The organism is Bradyrhizobium sp. Kon10 (assembly GCF_055807395.1).
The window spans coordinates 440,472-458,669 of sequence record NZ_JBVVOZ010000002.1 but is presented as its reverse complement, the minus strand read 5'-3'; the positions used below and the strand labels follow the sequence as shown (position 1 = coordinate 458,669).

Below are 18,198 nucleotides of genomic sequence, written 5' to 3'. Positions count from 1 at the left end.
GTTCGCTCTCACAACAACGGGGGCGGCGTACTGGATGCCCCGGTCAAGCCGGGGCAGGACAGCGGAGAAGGCGGCAAGATCGCGCAATGAAGCAGCCATCTGATCCCTCTTAGCCCATTCACCACGCCCAAAATTCCTGATCCACCCACCAGTGAATTCGGCTATTGAAGGGCGCGGCAATCGTTCTGCGCTGCCTGCGAGCATTCCGCGAAATCGATCGTCTCGCCGGAGCGTCGGTCCCATGCAGCTTTATCTTCCGATCGCCGATCTGCCGGTCAACGTGTTTCTCGTGCTGGCGATGGGCGCCGCGGTCGGCTTCGTGTCCGGCATGTTCGGGATCGGCGGCGGCTTCCTGATGACGCCGCTGTTGATCTTCATCGGCATCACGCCGGCGGTCGCGGTCGCCTCCGTCGCAAGTCACATCGCGGCGTCCTCCTTCTCCGGCGCCCTCACCTATTGGCGGCGGCGCGCGATCGATCCGGCGCTGGCGAGCGTGCTGTTGTGCGGTGGCGTGACCGGCACCGCGCTCGGAGTGTGGACCTTTACGCAGCTTCGCGCGCTTGGACAGCTCGATTTGATGATCGCGCTCTCCTACGTCGTGCTGCTCGGCACCGTCGGCAGCCTGATGTTCTCCGAAGGCCTGCGCGCGCTGATGCGAACCCGGCGCGGCGCCGTTCCGCCGCGGCGCATGCACAACTGGATCCACGGGCTGCCGCTGAAAATGCGGTTCAAGCGCTCGAAGATCTATCTCTCGGTCATTCCCGTCGTGGTCGTCGGGCTCGTGATCGGCTTCGTCGGCGCCATCATGGGCATCGGCGGCGGCTTCATCCTGGTGCCGGTCATGATCTATCTGCTTAGAGTCCCGACCGCGACGGTGATCGGGACCTCGATGATGCTGACGCTGGTCACCATGTTGTTCGCAACCTTGCTGCATGCCGTGACCAACCATCTGGTCGATGCGGTTCTGGCGCTGATCCTGATGGTCGGCGGCGTCACCGGCGCGCAGTTCGGCGCACGCGCGGGCCAGAAGATCCGCGGCGAGCAGTTGCGGCTGCTGCTGGGGCTGCTGATCTTGTCGGTCGGCATCCGCTTCGCGGTCGAACTGGTGATACGGCCCGAGGATCTCTTCACCATCCGCGAGATAGGAGCGAGCGGATGAGGCGCGGGCTTGTTGCGGCTGTCGTCGTCCTGTTGCTCAGCGGTGCCGCGCGGGCGGAGCGGCTGATCGTGTCCGTCTCCAACCACCGCGTGACGGTGACGCCGAACTATTCCGGCGAGGAACTGGTGCTGTTCGGCTCGGTGGAGAAGGACGCGACCACACCCGCCGAGCGCACGGCTTATGATCTCGTGGTCACCGTGATGGGCCCGCGCGCCGACATGGTGACGCGGCGCAAGGAGCGCACTTTCGGCATCTGGATCAACACCGATTACCGCCAGTTCCTGCAGGTGCCGAGCTATCTCGCGCTGTTCGCCAACCGCCCGTTCGACCACATCACCTCGCCCGAGATCGCGCGGCGGCAGCAGATCGGCCTCGACAACGTGCTGCTGACCCAGCGCGTCAGCGGCGATTTTGCCGACGTGGTGCCGAACGACGCGTTCCGCTCCGCGTTCATCCGGCTGCGCACGGCGCGCGGGCTCTATCGCGAGGATGCGAGCGCGGTGACGTTCTTGACGCCGACATTGTTCCGCACCGGCATTCCGCTGCCGGCAGAGGTGCCGATCGGCACCTATGAGGTGGAAATCAAGCTGTTCGCCAACGGCGCGTTCGTCACCAAGACAGAGACGGCGTTCGAGATCGTCAAGGTCGGCTTCGAGCAGTTCGTCGCGACGAGGGCACGGCAGAACGGGCTGGTCTACGGCCTGGTCACGGCGGCGATGGCGCTGATGACGGGGTGGATGGCGGCGATTGTGTTCAGGAAGGATTGAGGGGCTACGCTCTCTCCTCTCGTCGTCGCCCGGCTTGACCGGGCGACCCAGTATTCCAGAGGCCTGCGTTGGGTAGCTCGCTCTCACAACGACCGCCGCGGCGTACTGGATGCCCCGGTCAAGCCGGGGCATGACAGTTGGGGCTCACGGCGCCTCCACCACCGTCGGCACGCCCGGCTCCAGCAAGCGCAGCCGCGGCCCGAAACCCAGCACGTCGAAGCTCTTGCGGAGATCCTCGCTGTTCTGGCGGAAATGCGCCCAGCCCTCGGTGTGCACCGGCACGATCATCGCATCCGGGAAGGCACGCGCGGTCTCAATGGTGTCGTTGGTGTCCATGGTGAGATGGAACGGGCCGCGCGTTTGCGCGGCGCCCGCGAACGGCATCACCACGCCGCATTTGAAGCGGCGCGCGACTTCGGCGACGCCGTCGAACCAGGTCGTGTCGCCGCTGATATAGATCGGGCGCGTGTCCTTGCGGCTCGACGACACCACGAAACCGATGACATCGCCGGACAGCGGCTCGATGCCGGCCGGGCCGTGGCGCGCCGGCGTCGCGGTGATCGTCAGCGAATTGCCGTCGCGATCCCCGATATGCGTCGTGCCCCAGGGCGCAAGGCTTTCGACATGGCCGCCGAGGCGCCTGGCGCCGGCTTCCGTCGTCAGCACGCGCTTCGCATCTTTAAGGAACTCGCGGCCGGAATTGTCGAGATTGTCCGAATGCTGGTCGTGGCTGAGCAGCACCGCATCGACCGGGCCGATCGCATCGGGCCTCACAGCGGGTCCGATCGTCTTCTCCAGCTTGACGTGCGGCAGCTGATAGGCGCCCGGGGAATCAAAGGTCGGATCGGTGAGCAGACGAAAGCCGTCGATCTCGATCAGCGCGGTCGGGCCGCCGATCAGGGTGATGGAAATGGGCATGGGCAACTCCTCTTCTCGAAACCGGATCGCTACGATTTGGCCTGACGCGTCACCAGATAAATGCCGAGCGCGACCGGCACGATGCCCAAGAGGTCGCGGGCCTCGATATGCTCCCCGAGCACGATGAAGGCGAACAGCATTCCGAGCGGCGGCATCAGGAAATGATAGGCACTGGCGGCCGTCGCGCCACACACTTTCAGGAGATGAAACCAGAGCCAGTAGCCGAGGATCGAGCCGCCGAGCACGAGGAAGCCGAACGCGCCGATCAGGCCCGGGGTGACATCGATCGCATGGATATCGGCGAAGGTCAGCGCGACCGGCGTCAGCACGATTCCCGCGGCGAGGTTCTGCACGCCGTTGCCGATCCACAGGCTGCCCTTCGGCGCCAGCAGCTTGAACAGGATGGTGCCGGCGACGAGCGAGGCCAGCGACGCCAGCGTGAAGACAATGCCGTGAAGTGAGTCGGTGCCGACCGAGAGGCGGTGCCAGACGATCGCCGTCACGCCGATGATGCCGAGCAGGAGGCCGCCGGCCTTGCGCCAGGTCATGCCCTCGCCAAGGAAAAGCGCGGCCAGGCCTGCCGTGAACACCGGATTGGCGGACACGATCAACCCGCCGAGGCCGGCGGAGACCGATTGCAGGCCGGTGTAGCCAAGCCCGAGATAGAGCGCGTTGTTGGCGATGCCGAGCACGGCAAAAATCACGACGTCGCGCCACGACAGTGACCAGCCGTCGCCGCGGATCAGCGTGGCACCGATGATGAGGATGCCGGCCAGCGCGAAGCGGGCGGCGAGCAGGATCAGAGGCGGGCAATGGGTGACGCCGATCTTGCCGGCGACGAAGGCATAGCTCCAGAGCAGACAGAACAGGCCGATCGCGAGCGGCAGGGTGTTGAAGCGGCTGCGGGGAACGGCAATCGAGGGGGCAAGCGACATCGGGGCATTCTCCTGAGCCCTCGATCTAGGGGCGCCGCTTGTCATTTGGAAATTAAATGATTAACTTGAGATCAGTGGATTTTCGAATGAGGCACCCATGCTCGATCTGGAGCTTTTGCGCAGCTTCGTCTCGGTGGTCGAGGCCGGCGGCTTCACCCGCGCCGGCGAGCGCGTCCACCGCACGCAATCGACGGTGAGCCAGCAGATCAAGCGGCTGGAGGAGGATGTCGGCCAGATGCTGCTGCATCGTGACGGCAAGGATGTGCGTCCGACCGAAGCCGGCGAACGGCTACTGTCGTATGCGCGCCGGCTGCTCACGCTGGCCGAAGAGGCGCGCGACGTGCTGCGCGAGCCCGACAGCGAAGGCGCGATCCGGCTTGGCATCCCCGAGGATTTTGCGGCCTATCAACTGGCAAAGCTGCTGGGGACCTTCGCGCGCTCGCATCCAGGCCTGCGGCTCGATGTGCGCGCCGACCAGAGCAAGAATCTCGCCCGCGACCTCGAACGCGGTGAGCTCGACCTTGCCTTGTTCAAGCGCGAAGCCGGGGAGAAGGGCGGCATCGCGGTGTGGCCGGAGCGGGTGCACTGGGTCACCAGCAAGAGCCATCCGATCCACGCGGATGTCGCCTCCGTGCCGCTGATCGGCTTTCCACTCGGCTGCCTCTACCGCGCCGGCGCCATCCACGCGCTGGAAAGCGCGGGACGCGTCTGGCACATGTCCTACACCTCGTCGAGCCTCGCCGGCATCCAGGCCGCCGTCGCCGCCGGCATGGGCTTGAGCATCTTGTCGGAGATGTCGATTCAATCAGATCATCGCGTGCTGACCGCGAAGGACGGCTTTGCGCCGATCAACCGGACCGAGGTGGCGCTGATGGCCGCCCCCGGCGCCAGCCCCGCAACGCTGCGGCTGGCGGATCGGCTCGCGGAGTTCTGCGATGATGTGCAGGCCAAGGCGGCGTGATCTTGCGAGATGCGCAGGGTGGGCAAAGGCGCAAAGCGCCGGGCCCACCATCCTTCAGCGGATGTGGCAGATGGTGGGCACGTTTCCGCCTTCGCTCTTCGAGCTACGGCGGACAAGTCGCTTTGCCCACCTTACGAAACTACGAAACCCGCCTTCAACAACACCGCGACGCGGCGATGGCGTGGACGCGGCGGTCGCCGAGGAGATGCGCGGTGAAGCTGGTCTGCGGAAAGATTTTTGCGAAGGCCGCGTCGCGGATGCTGAGGCCGCCGGCATAGGCGCCGAAGGCGGGCATCACGGCACGCATCCCGTCTGAGGCAAAGCAACGGCGCTCCATCGAACGGCCGCGCGCGGAGACGCGGGCCTTGGGATGCAGATGGCCGGCGATCTCGCCCCGCGCGCCGGTCGGCTCGTGGCGGAAGGTGACCGGGCCGATCGCGACTTCGTCCGCGACGGTGCCGCCGAGATCGCGCGGCAGGGCCGGATCGTGATTGCCGGAGATCCAGATCCAGTCGCGCCCTGACTGGAGCGCACTGAGGCCATCGCGATCATCCCCCGACAGGCGTCCATGCGCGGTGCGATCGTGAAAACTGTCGCCGAGCGCGATGACCATGCGTGGATCATGGCGGGAGATGACAGCAGCGAGCCGGCTGAGCGTCGCGATCGTGTCATAGGGCGGCAGCAGCACGCCGCGCGTGGCGTAGCTGGAGCCTTTTTCCAGATGCAGGTCGGAGACGACGAGCAGGCGCTGCTCTTCCCAGAACAGCGCGCCGGACAGATCGGCGTGGAACGTCATGCCGGAAATGGTGACCTTCGAAACGCGCATGTCCTCGACATCCCCTGAAACCAGCGCGTCCAAACCTGCTCTTATCCCATCGCCTCTTTGACGAGCTCGTCGGCGGCTTCGGCCAAGAGCTCGTCTCCAGCTTCGCCATAAACTGACTCGCGGCCGATTTCCAGCATCACGGGGACGGCGAGCGGGGAGACGTGGTCGAGTTCCCGGTGGGTGATGCGGCCCTGGATGCGGGTGAGCATGTCGCCGAGGCGGCGCAAATCGAGCAGGCCGGTGGCGGCATCGGCGCGGGCGGCGCGCAGCAGCACGTGATCGGCCTGGTGCTTGCGCAGGACGTCGTAGACGAGATCGGTCGAGAACAGCACCTGGCGGCGGCTTTTCTCCTCGCCGGTGTGACGGCGCGCGATCAGCCCGGAGATGATCGCGCAATTGCGGAAGGTGCGCTTCATCAATGCGGATTCGGCGAGCCAGGCTTCGAGGTCGTCGCCGAGCATATCTGGATCAAACAGCGCGTTGAGGTCGATCCTGCCGTTGCGGATCATCGACGACATGTCGCCCAGCGCCCAGATCGCCACCGCATATTCGTTGGCGACGAAGCCGAGCGGACGGGCGCGGGCGCGCTCCAGCCGGCGCGTCAGGAGCATGCCGAGCGTCTGGTGCGCGAGGCGTCCTTCGAACGGGTAGAACACGATGTAGTGCTTGTTGGCACGCGGAAAGCTCTCGACCAGGAGCTCGCGCACCGCGGGGACGCGCGACACGTCCTTTTGCTGCGACAGCCAGTCGCGCACCTGCTCCGGCAAGCCATTCCACGCGCGACCATCATCGAGCAGGCGGCGCACGCGTTCGGCGAGATAGGTCGAGAGCGGAAACTTGCCGCCCATATAGGACGGCACCTTCGGATCCTTGTCGTTGGCGCGGGAGACGTAGACCTGATCCTCGACCAGGGTTTCGTAGCGCACGACTTCGCCCGAGAACACGAAAGTATCGCCAGGGCTGAGGCCCTCGATGAAGGCTTCCTCGATCTCGCCGAGCAATCGCCCGCCGCGCGCGATCACGCCGGTCGAGCCGGTGGCTTTTCCCGGGCCGCCGCCGCGCGAGCGCACCAGGCGCACCTTCAGCATGTCATCCTCGACGATGGTGCCGACATTCATGCGATAGCTCTGCCGCACTTTTGGATTGGCGACGCGCCAGCGCCCCTCCTTGTCCTGCTTGATACGGGCGAAGCGCTCATAGGTCTTGAGCGCATAGCCGCCGGTGGCGACGAAATCGACGACGTCGTCGAAATCCTGCCGCGTGAGTTCGGCGTAGGGCGCGGCGGTGCGGACCTCGTCATAGAGCTCGTCAGAGAGAAACGGTTCGCCGCAGGCGCAGCCGAGCACGTGCTGGGCCAGCACGTCCAGTGCACCAATCCGCAGCGGCGGCGTGTCCTGCGCGTTCTCGGCGATAGCATCGATCGCCACGCGGCATTCCAGCACTTCGAAGCGGTTGGCGGGCACCAGCACGGCGCGCGAGGCTTCGTCGAGACGGTGATTGGCGCGGCCGATCCGCTGCATCAGCCGCGACGATCCCTTCGGCGCGCCGATATTGACGACGAGATCGACGTCGCCCCAATCGACGCCGAGATCGAGCGAGGAGGTGCAGACCACGCCGCGCAGCTTTCCTGCCGACATCGCGTCCTCGACCTTGCGGCGCTGGGCGACATCGAGCGAGCCGTGATGCAAGGCGATGGCAAGGCTGTCGTCGTTCATGCGCCAGAGACTCTGGAACAGCATCTCGGCCTGGCTGCGGGTGTTGACGAACACCAGCGTGGTCTTGTTCGCCTTGATCAGCTCATAGATTTCGGGAAGCGCATGGCGCGCGCTGTGCCCGGCCCAGGGCAGCCGCTCGCGTGTGTCGAGCATCTCGACCAGCGGCGGCGCGGCGCCGCCGGCGATGACGATGTCGGCCGACTCGGGCCTGTCCTTTGGCTGCGGCACCAGGAAGCGCGCCAGCGATTCGGGCTCGGCCACCGTCGCCGACAGGCCGATCGCGCGCAGCTGCGGTGCCAGCCGCCACAGCCGCGCCAGCCCGAGCGACAACAGATCGCCGCGTTTGGAGGTGACCAGCGCATGCAGCTCGTCCAGCACGATGCGTTTCAAGGAGGCGAACAGGAACGGCGCGTCGTCCGAGGAGAGCAACAGCGCAAGCTGCTCCGGTGTCGTCAGCAGAATGTCCGGCGGGTAGCGCCGCTGCCGCTGCCGCCGCGACACCGGCGTATCACCGGTGCGGGTCTCGATCTTGATCGGCAGCCCCATCTCGGCGACCGGCCGCTCCAGATTGCGCGCGATGTCGACGGCCAGCGCCTTCAGCGGCGAGATGTAGAGCGTGTGCAGGCCGCCGCTGCGCTGCAGGCTTCGGCCGGTGGAGACTACGGATTTCGCGGAAGGGACAGGCGCAGCGCTCAGCTCCACCAGCGTCGGCAGAAATCCCGCCAGCGTCTTGCCGGCCCCCGTCGGTGCGATCAGCAGCGCGCTAGCGTCGTCGCGCGCCTTTTCCAGCAGCGCCAGTTGATGCGCGCGCGGCGCCCAGCCGCGGGCCGCGAACCATTGCTGGAAGCGCTCGGGCAGCAGCGCTGGCCTCTCGGCCGGGATTTTGAGGATGCGGGGCGGCACGGCATCACAGGTAAGCCGCGGGAGTGGCTTCGTCGAGGGGGACGGAGGCGTTGCCCGCCGCGGGAAGAAATTTTGGCGGGACCTGTCGAAAGCGGCTCTGCCCGGACGTCTTTCACGCAAGCGGGCCGTGGCGGTTCGCTACGCAAGACGGGATCGGGCCATGAGCAGGCGTCGGCGAGGCAAAGCTCTGTTGTGTTACTACGTCATTCGGGCCTGGCTTGCCTGCACCACGCCATGCGTCGCCGAGACCGCAGAAGATGCCGTATGGCGCGGCAGCCATTCCGTAGAGGCCAGCTCGGTTCGCGGCTCTGACGGCTCGGAAAAAAGTTTTGCCCGGTGTCGATTCGGCCTGCCGGCGGGCGTCTCCTCTGCGGAGTCGCACATTGCGGCCCATTGACCTAAATTTCGAGACGAGAGGAACCAGACATGAAATATGCACTGCTGATCTCATACCGGACGAACGACTGCGCCTGATCTTCATCTGCTGCCATCCGGCGGTCGCGCCGGATTCGCGCGGCGCTGACGCTGCGTCTGGTTTGCGGCCTGACCACGAACGAAATCGCGCGCGCCTTTCTGATCGAGGAGACGGCGCTGGCGCAGCGGCTGGTCCGGGCCAAGCGCAAGATCGCCGATGCGGCCGTGCCCGTTCGAATTGCCGGCGCCGGAACATTGGGACGAGCGTCTCGAGGCGGTGATGTCGACCGTCGAGGTCGCCTATTCCAAAGCCCATGAGGATGCCCTCGCAAGATCCGGCGCTTTGGCGCCGTGACCTCGTGGACAAGGCGGATGGCTTGCTGGCGGTGGCCGTCCGGCTGTCTCCGAACACGCCGCGAACGCTTCAGGCTAGACTGCAGGCCTGTTGGTGCTCGCGCACGGATCGCAGCGAGCCCGCGCCATGGGACCGCATCAAGCAGATTTATGACCTGCTTCTCGGCGTCCGCGACGATCCGATCGTGCGTCTGAACCGGATCGTTGCGGTTGCCGAGCTCGACGGCGCAGATGCGGCGCTGGCCGACCTCGATACCCTCGATGCGAGAGGCCTGCAGCAGTTCGGCCCGTACCATGCGGTCCGCGCCGACCTGCTGGCCCGCCTCGGACGCGTAGCGGAGGCGGGCGCGGCCTATCAAGCCGTCCTTGCGCTCGAGCCGCCGCCGGCGGAGCGGAAATGGCTCGCCGACAGACTTGCCGAGCTGTCGCGCACACTTCACTGATGCGCGACGCACGGCAGCTTGCGGCTGGCGTCTACTCCGTCACGGGCCTGTCGGAAACGTCCCAGTCCTTACCGTTGAAGGCCTGGATGAACAGCGTCTTCATCGGCGTGTAGTCGTCGGGCGTGTAGCTGTAGCTGACGCCGTCGAGGAAGAAGGGCGAGTGGAAACCGTCGAGGGTCGAGGCCTGCTTGAGCACGTTTTCGCGCGTGAGCTCGTCGCCGCAGCGGCGCAGGATCTCGCCCATGGTGACGGCCTGGCCGTAGCCGGCATAGGCGATGGTGTTGTCGGGAGCGACGTTCGGCAAATAATTCTTGCGCAGCTCCTCGAACGCCATCGGGCCGGGATCCTTTTCCCAACGGCCGGGCCCCGCATCCTTCGAATAGCTGATCGCAACGATGTCCTTGGCATTTTCGAAGCCGGCGGCATTGAGGATGGACTTTCCGGTCGAGCCGGCCGAGAGCAATTGCAGCGGCTTCCAGCCGAGCTCGGCCACCTTGCGGATCGACTGCGACGATGCCTTGCCGGTCGAGATGTTGTAGAAGACGTCGGCGCCCGACTTGGAGAGATTGATGAGCTGGGAATCCACCGTCGGATCGGTCAGATCATAGGTCTGCTCCATGATCACCTGCGCGGTGCCGCCGGCATCGGCCAGCACCTTCTTGAACGGACCCAAGAAGTCGCGGCCGAAATCGTCGTTCTGGTAGAGGATGCCGACCTTGGCGTTCGGCTTCACATTGACGACGTGCCGCCCCAGGATGCGCGCTTCGGTCGGATAGAGCGGCAGGCCCGCCATGGTCCATTTGAACTCCTTGGGATTATTCCACTTGGATGCGCCGGTGTTGAGCAGGAGCTGCGGCACGCCCTTGGAGTTGAGGTATTTGTGCACGGCGGTCTGCGGCGCGGTGCCGAGCGAACCGTAGAGCGCCAGCACCTCCTCCTGCTCGACCAGGCGCCGCGTCGCCTCGACGCATTTCGGCGCGCTGTAGGCGTCGTCCATGGTGAGGAATTTGACCTTGCGGCCGTTGATGCCACCCTTCTCGTTCAGCATCTGGAAATAGGCTTCGCCGACACGGCCGAGCACGCCATAGAGCGAGCCGGGACCGGAATGCGGCACGGTCTGCCCGATCTTGATCTCGGTGTCGCTGGCGCCCGGACCGTATTTCTTCTCGGCGGCCCAGACGTAAGGGGCGGGCAGGACGGATGCGGCGATGGCGGCGAGCGCGGCAGCGCTGACGTCGCGCCGCGATGGATTCTTGGTCATGTTGTTTCTCTCCCTGGTGCGCGCATTGTGCTGGTATCGCCGCACGGCTCGCAAGTGGGAAGTCGTCGCTTTGCGACGCAATGACGCTAAATTGGTAAAGCCGTAGCGCCTGGACTCAAGTTTTCTCGGCCACGATGACCAGGCCGCGCACCGGCTCGTTGTTCTCGATGCGCGGCGAGGCCGCTTCAAGTGTCAGGAGCTTGAGCCCGGCCCGGGCGATCGCGCCGCGCACATATTCCGCTGCATGGGCATAGCGCAGGCCCTCACCGAGAACGATGCCGCTGCCGCCATGCGTCTCCAGCGTGAAGGCGAGCACGCCGCCGGATGCCAGCACGCGTCTGGCTTCGCCCAGCACCGGCGCGAGATCGGAGAGGTAGACGAACGCATCCGCCGCGACGACGAGGTTCGCACTCGCGTCAGCCTTGCCGCGCAGGCCTTCGATCATGTCGGCGACCTCGAGCTCGGCATAGAGCTCCGTCGCACGCGCCTCCTTGATCATCCCCGGCGACAGATCGATGCCGGTGAAATGATCGACTTGCTTGGCGAAGGCGGCCGCCGCAAGCCCGGTGCCGCAGCCAAGATCGATGGCGCGCTTGAACAGAGCGGGCTTGTTCGCGGCGCCGCGCGCAGCCAACACCGCCTTGAAGATCAGCGACGGCGCGCGGTAGCCGAGATCGTTGATCAGGACAAGCTCGAACCGCGGCGCATATTGGTCGAACAACGCCTGCACATAGGCCTTGGGCATTTCGGAGAGTTGCGCGTCGCCGAGGCGTATCAGATGCAAATGGGCGCCATGCTGGTCGTCGGGATCGGACTCGCGCGATTTTCGAAAGGCCGCGATGGCTTTGTCGCGTTCGCCGAGCAGGCTGCGGATTTCGCCGAGCGTGAACCAGGCCGACGTGAAGTTCGGCGTAAGCTCGAGCGCCTGCTCGAGCAGGTCGGCGGCGGCGGGCAGATCGCCCTTGAGCTGGAGGTCGCGCGCGAACTCGAAGCGGCGGTCGGCCATGAGATCGCCGGAAGACTGGAACAGGCGGAGCGGCATTGGGAACCAGGGAGCAGAGCGGCGGGTGACTCGAACGCGCGTGGGTGCAACCTATATAACAGGCATGCGTCCGCAAGACATCCTGCTGCCAGTTACTGCCGGCCTGTGCTGCAAGCCCGGCGGCTTCCACATCGACCCTGTCCGCCCCGTGGAGCGGGCCGTGATCACCCACGGCCATTCCGACCACGCCCGCGCCGGCCATGGCGCGGTGCTGGCAACGCAGGAAACGCTGGACATGATGCGGCTGCGCTATGGCGACCACTTTGCGGGATCGACCCAAGCCGTTCGCTATGGCGAGGAGATCCGGCTAGGCGATGTCAGCGTGAAATTTCGCCCCGCAGGCCACGTGCTGGGCTCGGCGCAGATCGCGGTGACCTGCAAGGACACCTGCATCGTCGCCTCCGGCGACTACAAGGACGCGCCCGATCCGACCTGCGCGCCGTTCGAGCTCGTGCCCTGCGACGTCTTCATCACCGAGGCCACGTTCGGACTGCCGGTGTTTCGCCATGGCGATGCCGCCGACGAGGTGAAGAAGCTGCTCGCCTCGGTGGCGTTGTTTCCCGAACGCGCGCATCTCGTCGGCGCCTATTCGCTCGGCAAGGCCCAGCGCGTGATCGCACTGCTGCGGCAGGCCGGCTACGATTCGCCGATCTATCTGCATGGCGCGATGGAGAAGATCACGCATTACTATCAGAGCCGCGGGATCGCGCTCGGCGAGCTGCGAGCTGTGACGGGCATGAAGAAGGCCGCGCTCGCCGGCACCATCACGCTGGCGCCGCCGTCGGCGACGGCAGATCTCTGGACCCGGCGCTTTCCCGATCCCGTCACCGCGTTCGCCTCTGGCTGGATGCGCGTGCGCGCCCGCGCGCGGCAGCGCGGCATCGAGCTGCCGCTGGTGATTTCCGACCATGCCGATTGGGACGGCCTCACCGCCACGATCGCCGCGACCGGGGCCGGCGAGATCTGGGTCACCCACGGCCAGGAAGACGCACTGGTGCATTGGTGCCAAAGCAAGGGACTTCGCGCGCGGCCGCTCGATCTGGTCGGCTATGGCGAGGAGGAGAGCGAGGTGCAGCTCGTCGGCGAGGCCGAGGCATGAACCGCTTCGCCGAGCTGCTCGACCGCCTCGCCTACGAACCCGGCCGCAACAACAAGCTGCGGCTGATCACCAGCTATTTTCGCGAGGTCGGCGATCCCGATCGCGGCTATGCGCTGGCGGCGCTGACAGGGGCGCTTAGCTTCAAGCACGCCAAGCCCGCGCTGATCCGCGACCTGATCTCGTCGCGGACTGATCCGGTGCTGTTCGGGCTATCCTGGGACTATGTCGGCGATCTCTCTGAGACGGTGGCGCTGATGTGGCCGAAAACCGTGATGGCCGCCCACAACAACCCGCCGCCACCAAGTCTCACGGAAGTTGTCACTACACTCCGCACGCTCGGCAAGACCGAGATGCCGAAGCAACTCGAACGCTGGCTCGACGAGCTCGATGAAACCGGCCGCTGGGCACTGCTGAAGCTGGTCACGGGCGCGCTTCGCATCGGTGTGTCCGCGCGTCTGGCAAAAACCGCAGCCGCGGCGCTTGGCGACAAGGACCCGCATGAGATCGAGCTGATCTGGCCGGGGCTTAGCCCGCCCTATCTCGACCTGTTCGCCTGGCTGGAAGGCCGCGGCGAGAAGCCCGTCAACCGCGATCCGGCGCCGTTCCGCCCCGTCATGCTGGCGCATGCGATCGAGGAGACCGACTTCCAGAACCTCGATCCCGCCGACTACATCGCCGAATGGAAATGGGACGGCATCCGCGTGCAGGCGGTGGCAGGCCGCGATGCGCGCGGCCACATCACCGCCCGGCTCTATTCGCGCACCGGGGAGGACATCACGGGAAGCTTCCCGGATCTGGTGCCGTCGCTGCGCCTGCCCGGCGCGATCGACGGCGAGCTGCTGATCCTGCGCGAAGGTCGCGTGCAGAGTTTCAACGTTCTGCAACAGCGCCTCAACCGCAAGATCGTCTCGCCGAAGCTGATCAAGGAATTCCCGATCCATCTGCGCGCCTATGATCTGCTCGGCGACGATGAGAACGATCTGCGCGAATTGCCGTTCGCGGAACGGCGCGAACGGCTGGAAAACTTCATCGGCAAGCTCGACGATCCCCGCATCGACCTGTCGCCCACGGTACCATTTGCAAGCTGGGAGGCATTGACCGCGGCACGCGCCGATCCCGCAAGCGCGGGCGCCGGCGAGGATGCAGAGGCCGTCGAAGGCGTGATGCTGAAACGGCGCGACGCGCCCTACCTGCCCGGACGGCCGAAAGGCCAATGGTGGAAGTGGAAGCGCGATCCGCATATCATCGATGCCGTGCTGATGTATGCGCAGCGCGGCCACGGCAAGCGCTCGTCGTTTTATTCCGATTACACGTTCGGCGTCTGGACCCATAGCGAGAACGGCGACGAACTGGTGCCGGTGGGAAAGGCCTATTTCGGCTTCACCGACGAGGAACTGCTCCAGATCGACCGTTTCGTCCGCCGCAACACCACCGAAAAATTCGGCCCCGTCCGCCATGTCGTGCACGAGGCGGACAAGGGGCTGGTGCTGGAAGTCGCCTTCGAGGGCCTTCAGCGCTCGCCGCGGCACAAATCCGGTGTCGCGATGCGCTTTCCCCGGATCAGCCGCCTGCGCTGGGACAAACCGCCGCGGGAGGCGGATAGGCTGGAAACGCTGGAAAGGATGTTGAAGGCTGAGGCAGCGGAGGTCGAGGCGTGAAGCGTCTCGCGAGAGGGCATCAAATTGTCTCAGAGCGAAGGTGCGCCCCCTCGCCCGCGTGCGCAGGACGATCGCATTTGAGCGCGAGCTCCCTGCGGCCGATCCTTCGAGACGCGCGCAAGAGCGCGGTCCTCAGGATGAGGGCGGAGTGCGCGGTAGCAGTTTCCGCCGCCGATGCCGCTTAGCCTCATCCTGAGGAGACCGCGAAGCGGTCGTCTCGAAGGACGAGGCGCGCGCTCAGGCCGGCCAACAGCATATGCGCTCAGCCCTGCCCGCTTGCGGGGAAGGTCAGCGAGCCCGCGGCGTGCCCCACCGAATTAAAATCCCGTAAGCCGATTGACGCACCGTTGCGGGTTCCCCATGTGCGTCGCCGTGCCCTATAATGGGTCGAATCCAACGAGGAGTTTTTTGCGATGGCCCACGACGTCAGAGATTTGCCGGCCGGCCGCAGTGACGGCCTGAACCGGTTTCTCGGCGGCTCGCCGCTGGCGGTCGCATTTCGGCTGATCCTGCTCTCGATCCTGGTCGGCGTCGTGCTGGCCGCGATCGGATTCGATCCCTGGAATATCATCTACAGCATCCGCCTCTTGTTCCAGCGTCTGTGGGATCTCGGCTTCGACACCGTGAACTGGCTGTGGCGCTACTTCCTGCTCGGCGCGGTGATCGTGATCCCGATCTGGCTGTTGATGCGCGTTTTCGGCACACCGCGCGGCAGGTAGCTTAAGAGCGCGCGGGCGATGCAATTGCGCCATGTCGGCCGTGATGGTGCAATCGGGCGGCGGGTCGGGTAGACGCAAGCGATGCACGCGCCCGTTCATCCCAAAGTCGGCTCCCGCCAGGTGTTCGCCATCGCCGGACCCGCGATGGTCGCGAACCTGACCACGCCGCTGATCGGCGTGGTCTCGACCACCGCGATCGGCCGGCTCGACGATGCCACCCTGCTCGGCGGCGTCGCGATGGCCTCGGTGATCTTCGACTGCCTGTTCTGGCTGTTCGGTTTTCTGCGGATGAGCACGCTCGCCTTCACTGCGCAGGCGCTCGGCGCCGGCGAAACAGGCGAGCTGACTGCGATTCTGATGCGCGGCTTCATCGTCGCAGGTGTGATCGGCGCCGCGCTGATCGCGCTGCAATTGCCGCTGACCGCCGCATTGTTCGACCTGATGGGCGGCAGCGAAGGCGTGACGGGCGCGGCCAAAACCTACGTCATGATCCGGATCTGGTCGTCGCCGTTCGCCTTCGCCAACTATGTCATTCTCGGCTGGCTGGTGGGACAGGCCCGCGCCAATCCGGCGCTGCTGCTTCAGATCCTCGTCAACCTCATCAACATGATGGCGACGATCTTGCTGGTGCTGGTCTATGATTTCGGCATTGCCGGTGCGGCGATCGCCGCGCTGCTGTCGGAGACGACCGGCTTCGTGCTCGGCATGATCGTCTGCCGTCGCTATGCCCGGAGCGGCTTTGCCGTGCCGCGTGCGACATTGTTCGACCGGGCAAAGCTGATGCGGCTGCTGGCGGTGAACTCCGACATCATGATCCGCACCGCGGCCCTGATCGTCGTGTTCCTGTTCTTCACGGCCAAGGGCGCGCGCGCCGGCGACGTGACGCTCGCCGCCAACTCCGTGCTCAACAATTTCCTGCTGGTCAGCGCCTTCTTCCTTGACGGTCTTGCCAACGCGGCGCAGCAACTCTGCGGCCGCAGCTTTGGCGCGCGCGACGCCAAGGGATTTGCGGACTCGACCCGGCTTGTGCTGCTCTGGGGCCTCGGCTTCGCGATCGTGGTCGCGGTGCTGTTCGCGCTGTTCGGGCAGAACCTGATCAACTTCATGACCGCGAGCGAGGACGTCCGCCACAGCGCGCGCGACTTCCTGGTGTTCATCGTGCTCGCGCCGGTGCCCGGCGTATTCGCCTTCGGCTTCGACGGCATCTATGTCGGCGCGACCTGGGCGCGCGAGATGCGCAATCTGATGCTGGCTTCGCTCGCGATTTTCCTGGCGGCGTGGTGGGCGCTGCAATCGTTCGGCAATGCCGGACTGTGGTGGGCGCTGATCGCGTTCTACGTCGCGCGCGGCGGCTTGCAGGGCGCGCGCTATCCGGCGCTGTTTCGGGCGACGTTTTCGAAATCGTAGAAGAGCCGTAGTCCGGATGGAGCGCAGCGCAATCCGGGGCCGTCGCGTGCGCGCATCAACTCCCGGATTGCGCTGCGCTCCATCCGGGCTACGAGACCGCGCTACATCCCGGGCCAGTCTTCCGCCGTCAGCGTCGCCGCGTCGGCGCCGACGATCTCGGACAGGGAATCCCGGCCGGTGCGCAGCAGGGTCGAGCTCAAATCGCGCTTGATCTCGTCGACGAGGCCGAGGCCCTTGTAGACCAGCGAGGAATAAAGCTGGATCAGGCTCGCGCCGGCGCGGATTTTCGTCAGCGCTGCGCCTCCGGAATCGACGCCGCCGACGCCGATCAACGGGAATGCGCCCTCGACGCGCACATAGGTCTCGGCGACCATGCGGGTCGACAGGCGGAACAGCGGCCGGCCGGACAGGCCGCCCTGCTCCTTGGCGCGCATCTGCTCGCGCAGCGTGCCCGGCCGCGCGATGGTCGTGTTCGACACGATCATGCCGTCGACACGGCGCGAACGGGCGACCTGCACGACATCGTCGAGCTGGGCCAGGCTGAGATCCGGTGCGATCTTGAGCAGCACCGGCGTGTCGCCGGCCTTTTGCCGGACCCGCTCGCGCGCATCGATCACCTTGGCGAGGAGATCGTCGAGCAGCGCGCCTTCCTGCAGATTGCGCAAGCCGGGCGTGTTCGGCGAGGAGACGTTGACGGTGAAATAGCTCGCGACCGGCGCAAAGGTCTCGATCAGCTTGACGTAGTCGCCGACGCGGTCGGGCGAATCCTTGTTGGCGCCGACGTTGACGCCGACCAGGCCGCCATTCTGCGCGCGCGCGGCGAGCCTGCGCAACGCGACCTCCGCTCCGGCATTGTTGAACCCCATGCGGTTGACGACGGCCTCGTCGCGCTCGAGGCGAAACAACCGCGGCCGCGGATTGCCGGCTTGCGGTTTCGGCGTGACCGAGCCGATCTCGACGAAGCCGAAGCCGAGCCGGAGCAGCGCGTCGGGCACTTCCGCGCTCTTGTCGAAGCCCGCGGCCATGCCGACCGGATTGGGAAAATTGAGCCCGAACGCGCGCACCGCGAGCTTGGGATCGTCCGGCCGCGGCTTGCCCGGCGGCAGGAAGCGCAGGCCCTGGATCGCCAGGCGATGCGCATCCTCCGGATCGAGCCAGCGCAGCACCGGCAGCGAGAAGGCGTCAAACGCGCGGATCACGGCAGAAGCTCCGGAACGTCGTGGCTGCCGTCGGAGCGCATGTTGAGATTGATCACAGAGATCACCGCACCGAGATCGAGTTCGCCATAGAGATGCGGGAACAGCTCGTCATTGCGCGAGCGCTCCCAGCGCAATTCGCCGCCGAGCGCATCGCCATCGACCTCGACCAGGAACAGCGCGCGCTGCCCGAAGAAATGCTTGCGCAGGGTCTCCGGAACCTGGGAGGCGGTCGAGAAATGGATGAAGCCGTCGCGCGCGTCGTCGGCGCTGCCGCGATACACGCCCTGCCGCTCCGCCTCGCGCCAGGCCGAAGCCGGACAGATTTTGTAGATCTTGACCACCGGTTGCGGAGTCCTGTTTGCCCGTCGAGTCAGTTCGTTGAGTCTTCTGGGGTTTTTCGTCTCTAACGGGTCTTCAA

The 18,198-nt window shown here is 65.9% G+C and carries 17 protein-coding genes and 1 pseudogene; 10 read left to right on the top strand and 8 right to left on the bottom strand.

Annotated elements, in window-relative coordinates; translation table 11 throughout:
- Window positions 1-241: 241 nt before the first annotated feature.
- Both AC0L2O_RS05155 and AC0L2O_RS05150 read left to right on the top strand, forming a co-directional pair.
- A complete protein-coding gene (locus AC0L2O_RS05155) occupies window positions 242-1,159 on the top strand; it encodes a sulfite exporter TauE/SafE family protein (protein ID WP_369720595.1) in 918 nt (305 codons plus the stop codon).
- Complete coding sequence (locus tag AC0L2O_RS05150; RefSeq protein WP_473368927.1) at window positions 1,156-1,926, top strand: TIGR02186 family protein; 771 nt, start codon at window positions 1,156-1,158, stop codon at window positions 1,924-1,926. The genes AC0L2O_RS05155 and AC0L2O_RS05150 overlap by 4 nt, the downstream gene beginning before the upstream one ends.
- A gap of 144 nt (window positions 1,927-2,070) precedes the next feature.
- Here AC0L2O_RS05150 and AC0L2O_RS05145 read toward each other — a convergent pair whose 3' ends face one another.
- Both AC0L2O_RS05145 and AC0L2O_RS05140 read right to left on the bottom strand, forming a co-directional pair.
- Window positions 2,071-2,844: an MBL fold metallo-hydrolase gene (locus AC0L2O_RS05145; RefSeq protein WP_473368926.1), complete on the bottom strand. Its 774-nt coding sequence runs from the start codon at window positions 2,842-2,844 to the stop codon at window positions 2,071-2,073.
- 29 nt (window positions 2,845-2,873) lie between these two features.
- Window positions 2,874-3,779 carry a DMT family transporter gene (locus tag AC0L2O_RS05140; protein WP_473368925.1) on the bottom strand — a complete coding sequence of 302 codons (906 nt, stop codon included), beginning with the start codon at window positions 3,777-3,779 and terminating at the stop codon, window positions 2,874-2,876.
- Window positions 3,780-3,876: 97 nt separating this feature from the next.
- On the opposite strand from AC0L2O_RS05140, the gene AC0L2O_RS05135 reads away from it, so the two are divergent.
- The gene (locus tag AC0L2O_RS05135; protein ID WP_369720591.1) at window positions 3,877-4,740 is read left to right on the top strand and encodes a LysR family transcriptional regulator; all 864 of its coding nucleotides are present in this window, start codon (window positions 3,877-3,879) and stop codon (window positions 4,738-4,740) included.
- A gap of 154 nt (window positions 4,741-4,894) precedes the next feature.
- Here AC0L2O_RS05135 and pdeM read toward each other — a convergent pair whose 3' ends face one another.
- Together pdeM and AC0L2O_RS05125 are read right to left on the bottom strand one after the other, a co-directional pair.
- Window positions 4,895-5,566 (bottom strand): ligase-associated DNA damage response endonuclease PdeM, encoded by a 672-nt coding sequence (gene pdeM, locus AC0L2O_RS05130; RefSeq protein ID WP_473368924.1) that lies wholly within the window; start codon window positions 5,564-5,566, stop codon window positions 4,895-4,897.
- Window positions 5,567-5,607: 41 nt separating this feature from the next.
- Window positions 5,608-8,184 (bottom strand): ligase-associated DNA damage response DEXH box helicase, encoded by a 2,577-nt coding sequence (locus AC0L2O_RS05125; protein WP_473368923.1) that lies wholly within the window; start codon window positions 8,182-8,184, stop codon window positions 5,608-5,610.
- Window positions 8,185-8,673: 489 nt separating this feature from the next.
- On the opposite strand from AC0L2O_RS05125, the pseudogene AC0L2O_RS05120 reads away from it, so the two are divergent.
- The 3 genes and pseudogenes from AC0L2O_RS05120 to AC0L2O_RS05110 all read left to right on the top strand — a co-directional run.
- Window positions 8,674-8,757: pseudogene (locus AC0L2O_RS05120) on the top strand (hypothetical protein); the annotation flags it as partial.
- A 58-nt stretch (window positions 8,758-8,815) separates the two neighbouring features.
- A complete protein-coding gene (locus tag AC0L2O_RS05115; protein ID WP_473368922.1) occupies window positions 8,816-8,953 on the top strand; it encodes a hypothetical protein in 138 nt (45 codons plus the stop codon).
- Window positions 8,954-8,975: 22 nt separating this feature from the next.
- Window positions 8,976-9,395 (top strand): YfgM family protein, encoded by a 420-nt coding sequence (locus AC0L2O_RS05110; protein ID WP_473368921.1) that lies wholly within the window; start codon window positions 8,976-8,978, stop codon window positions 9,393-9,395.
- A gap of 31 nt (window positions 9,396-9,426) precedes the next feature.
- Here the strand turns inward: AC0L2O_RS05110 and AC0L2O_RS05105 are convergent, their stop codons facing one another.
- Both AC0L2O_RS05105 and AC0L2O_RS05100 read right to left on the bottom strand, forming a co-directional pair.
- Window positions 9,427-10,656, bottom strand: a complete 1,230-nt coding sequence (locus tag AC0L2O_RS05105; protein WP_369720587.1) for an ABC transporter substrate-binding protein — start codon at window positions 10,654-10,656, stop codon at window positions 9,427-9,429.
- 115 nt (window positions 10,657-10,771) lie between these two features.
- Window positions 10,772-11,698: a class I SAM-dependent DNA methyltransferase gene (locus tag AC0L2O_RS05100; RefSeq protein WP_473368920.1), complete on the bottom strand. Its 927-nt coding sequence runs from the start codon at window positions 11,696-11,698 to the stop codon at window positions 10,772-10,774.
- Window positions 11,699-11,762: 64 nt separating this feature from the next.
- On the opposite strand from AC0L2O_RS05100, the gene AC0L2O_RS05095 reads away from it, so the two are divergent.
- The 4 genes from AC0L2O_RS05095 to AC0L2O_RS05080 all read left to right on the top strand — a co-directional run bounded on the left by AC0L2O_RS05095 (window position 11,763) and on the right by AC0L2O_RS05080 (window position 16,581).
- Entirely contained in the window at window positions 11,763-12,797 is a 1,035-nt protein-coding gene (locus tag AC0L2O_RS05095) for a ligase-associated DNA damage response exonuclease (RefSeq protein ID WP_473368919.1), read from the top strand.
- Window positions 12,794-14,455, top strand: a complete 1,662-nt coding sequence (locus tag AC0L2O_RS05090; protein ID WP_473368918.1) for an ATP-dependent DNA ligase — start codon at window positions 12,794-12,796, stop codon at window positions 14,453-14,455. Before AC0L2O_RS05095 ends, AC0L2O_RS05090 begins: the two co-directional genes overlap by 4 nt.
- A gap of 413 nt (window positions 14,456-14,868) precedes the next feature.
- A complete protein-coding gene (locus AC0L2O_RS05085) occupies window positions 14,869-15,174 on the top strand; it encodes a DUF6460 domain-containing protein (protein ID WP_354227191.1) in 306 nt (101 codons plus the stop codon).
- An 81-nt stretch (window positions 15,175-15,255) separates the two neighbouring features.
- The gene (locus AC0L2O_RS05080; protein WP_473368917.1) at window positions 15,256-16,581 is read left to right on the top strand and encodes an MATE family efflux transporter; all 1,326 of its coding nucleotides are present in this window, start codon (window positions 15,256-15,258) and stop codon (window positions 16,579-16,581) included.
- A gap of 101 nt (window positions 16,582-16,682) precedes the next feature.
- Here the strand turns inward: AC0L2O_RS05080 and AC0L2O_RS05075 are convergent, their stop codons facing one another.
- Entirely contained in the window at window positions 16,683-17,780 is a 1,098-nt protein-coding gene (locus AC0L2O_RS05075) for a quinone-dependent dihydroorotate dehydrogenase (protein WP_473368916.1), read from the bottom strand.
- Window positions 17,777-18,121 carry a DUF952 domain-containing protein gene (locus AC0L2O_RS05070; RefSeq protein ID WP_369720582.1) on the bottom strand — a complete coding sequence of 115 codons (345 nt, stop codon included), beginning with the start codon at window positions 18,119-18,121 and terminating at the stop codon, window positions 17,777-17,779. The genes AC0L2O_RS05075 and AC0L2O_RS05070 overlap by 4 nt, the downstream gene beginning before the upstream one ends.
- Between the last annotated feature and the right edge of the window lie 77 nt (window positions 18,122-18,198).

Bases quoted from the DNA above. Each gene is read 5' to 3' on its own strand.
- AC0L2O_RS05155 (WP_369720595.1), top strand. From the start codon at position 242: ATGCAGCTTTATCTTCCGATCGCCGATCTGCCGGTCAACGTGTTTCTC.
- AC0L2O_RS05150 (WP_473368927.1), top strand. From the start codon at position 1,156: ATGAGGCGCGGGCTTGTTGCGGCTGTCGTCGTCCTGTTGCTCAGCGGT.
- AC0L2O_RS05145 (WP_473368926.1), bottom strand. From the start codon at position 2,844: ATGCCCATTTCCATCACCCTGATCGGCGGCCCGACCGCGCTGATCGAG.
- AC0L2O_RS05140 (WP_473368925.1), bottom strand. From the start codon at position 3,779: ATGTCGCTTGCCCCCTCGATTGCCGTTCCCCGCAGCCGCTTCAACACC.
- AC0L2O_RS05135 (WP_369720591.1), top strand. From the start codon at position 3,877: ATGCTCGATCTGGAGCTTTTGCGCAGCTTCGTCTCGGTGGTCGAGGCC.
- pdeM (WP_473368924.1), bottom strand. From the start codon at position 5,566: ATGCGCGTTTCGAAGGTCACCATTTCCGGCATGACGTTCCACGCCGAT.
- AC0L2O_RS05115 (WP_473368922.1), top strand. From the start codon at position 8,816: ATGCGGCCGTGCCCGTTCGAATTGCCGGCGCCGGAACATTGGGACGAG.
- AC0L2O_RS05105 (WP_369720587.1), bottom strand. From the start codon at position 10,656: ATGACCAAGAATCCATCGCGGCGCGACGTCAGCGCTGCCGCGCTCGCC.
- AC0L2O_RS05100 (WP_473368920.1), bottom strand. From the start codon at position 11,698: ATGCCGCTCCGCCTGTTCCAGTCTTCCGGCGATCTCATGGCCGACCGC.
- AC0L2O_RS05095 (WP_473368919.1), top strand. From the start codon at position 11,763: ATGCGTCCGCAAGACATCCTGCTGCCAGTTACTGCCGGCCTGTGCTGC.
- AC0L2O_RS05090 (WP_473368918.1), top strand. From the start codon at position 12,794: ATGAACCGCTTCGCCGAGCTGCTCGACCGCCTCGCCTACGAACCCGGC.
- AC0L2O_RS05085 (WP_354227191.1), top strand. From the start codon at position 14,869: ATGGCCCACGACGTCAGAGATTTGCCGGCCGGCCGCAGTGACGGCCTG.
- AC0L2O_RS05080 (WP_473368917.1), top strand. From the start codon at position 15,256: ATGCACGCGCCCGTTCATCCCAAAGTCGGCTCCCGCCAGGTGTTCGCC.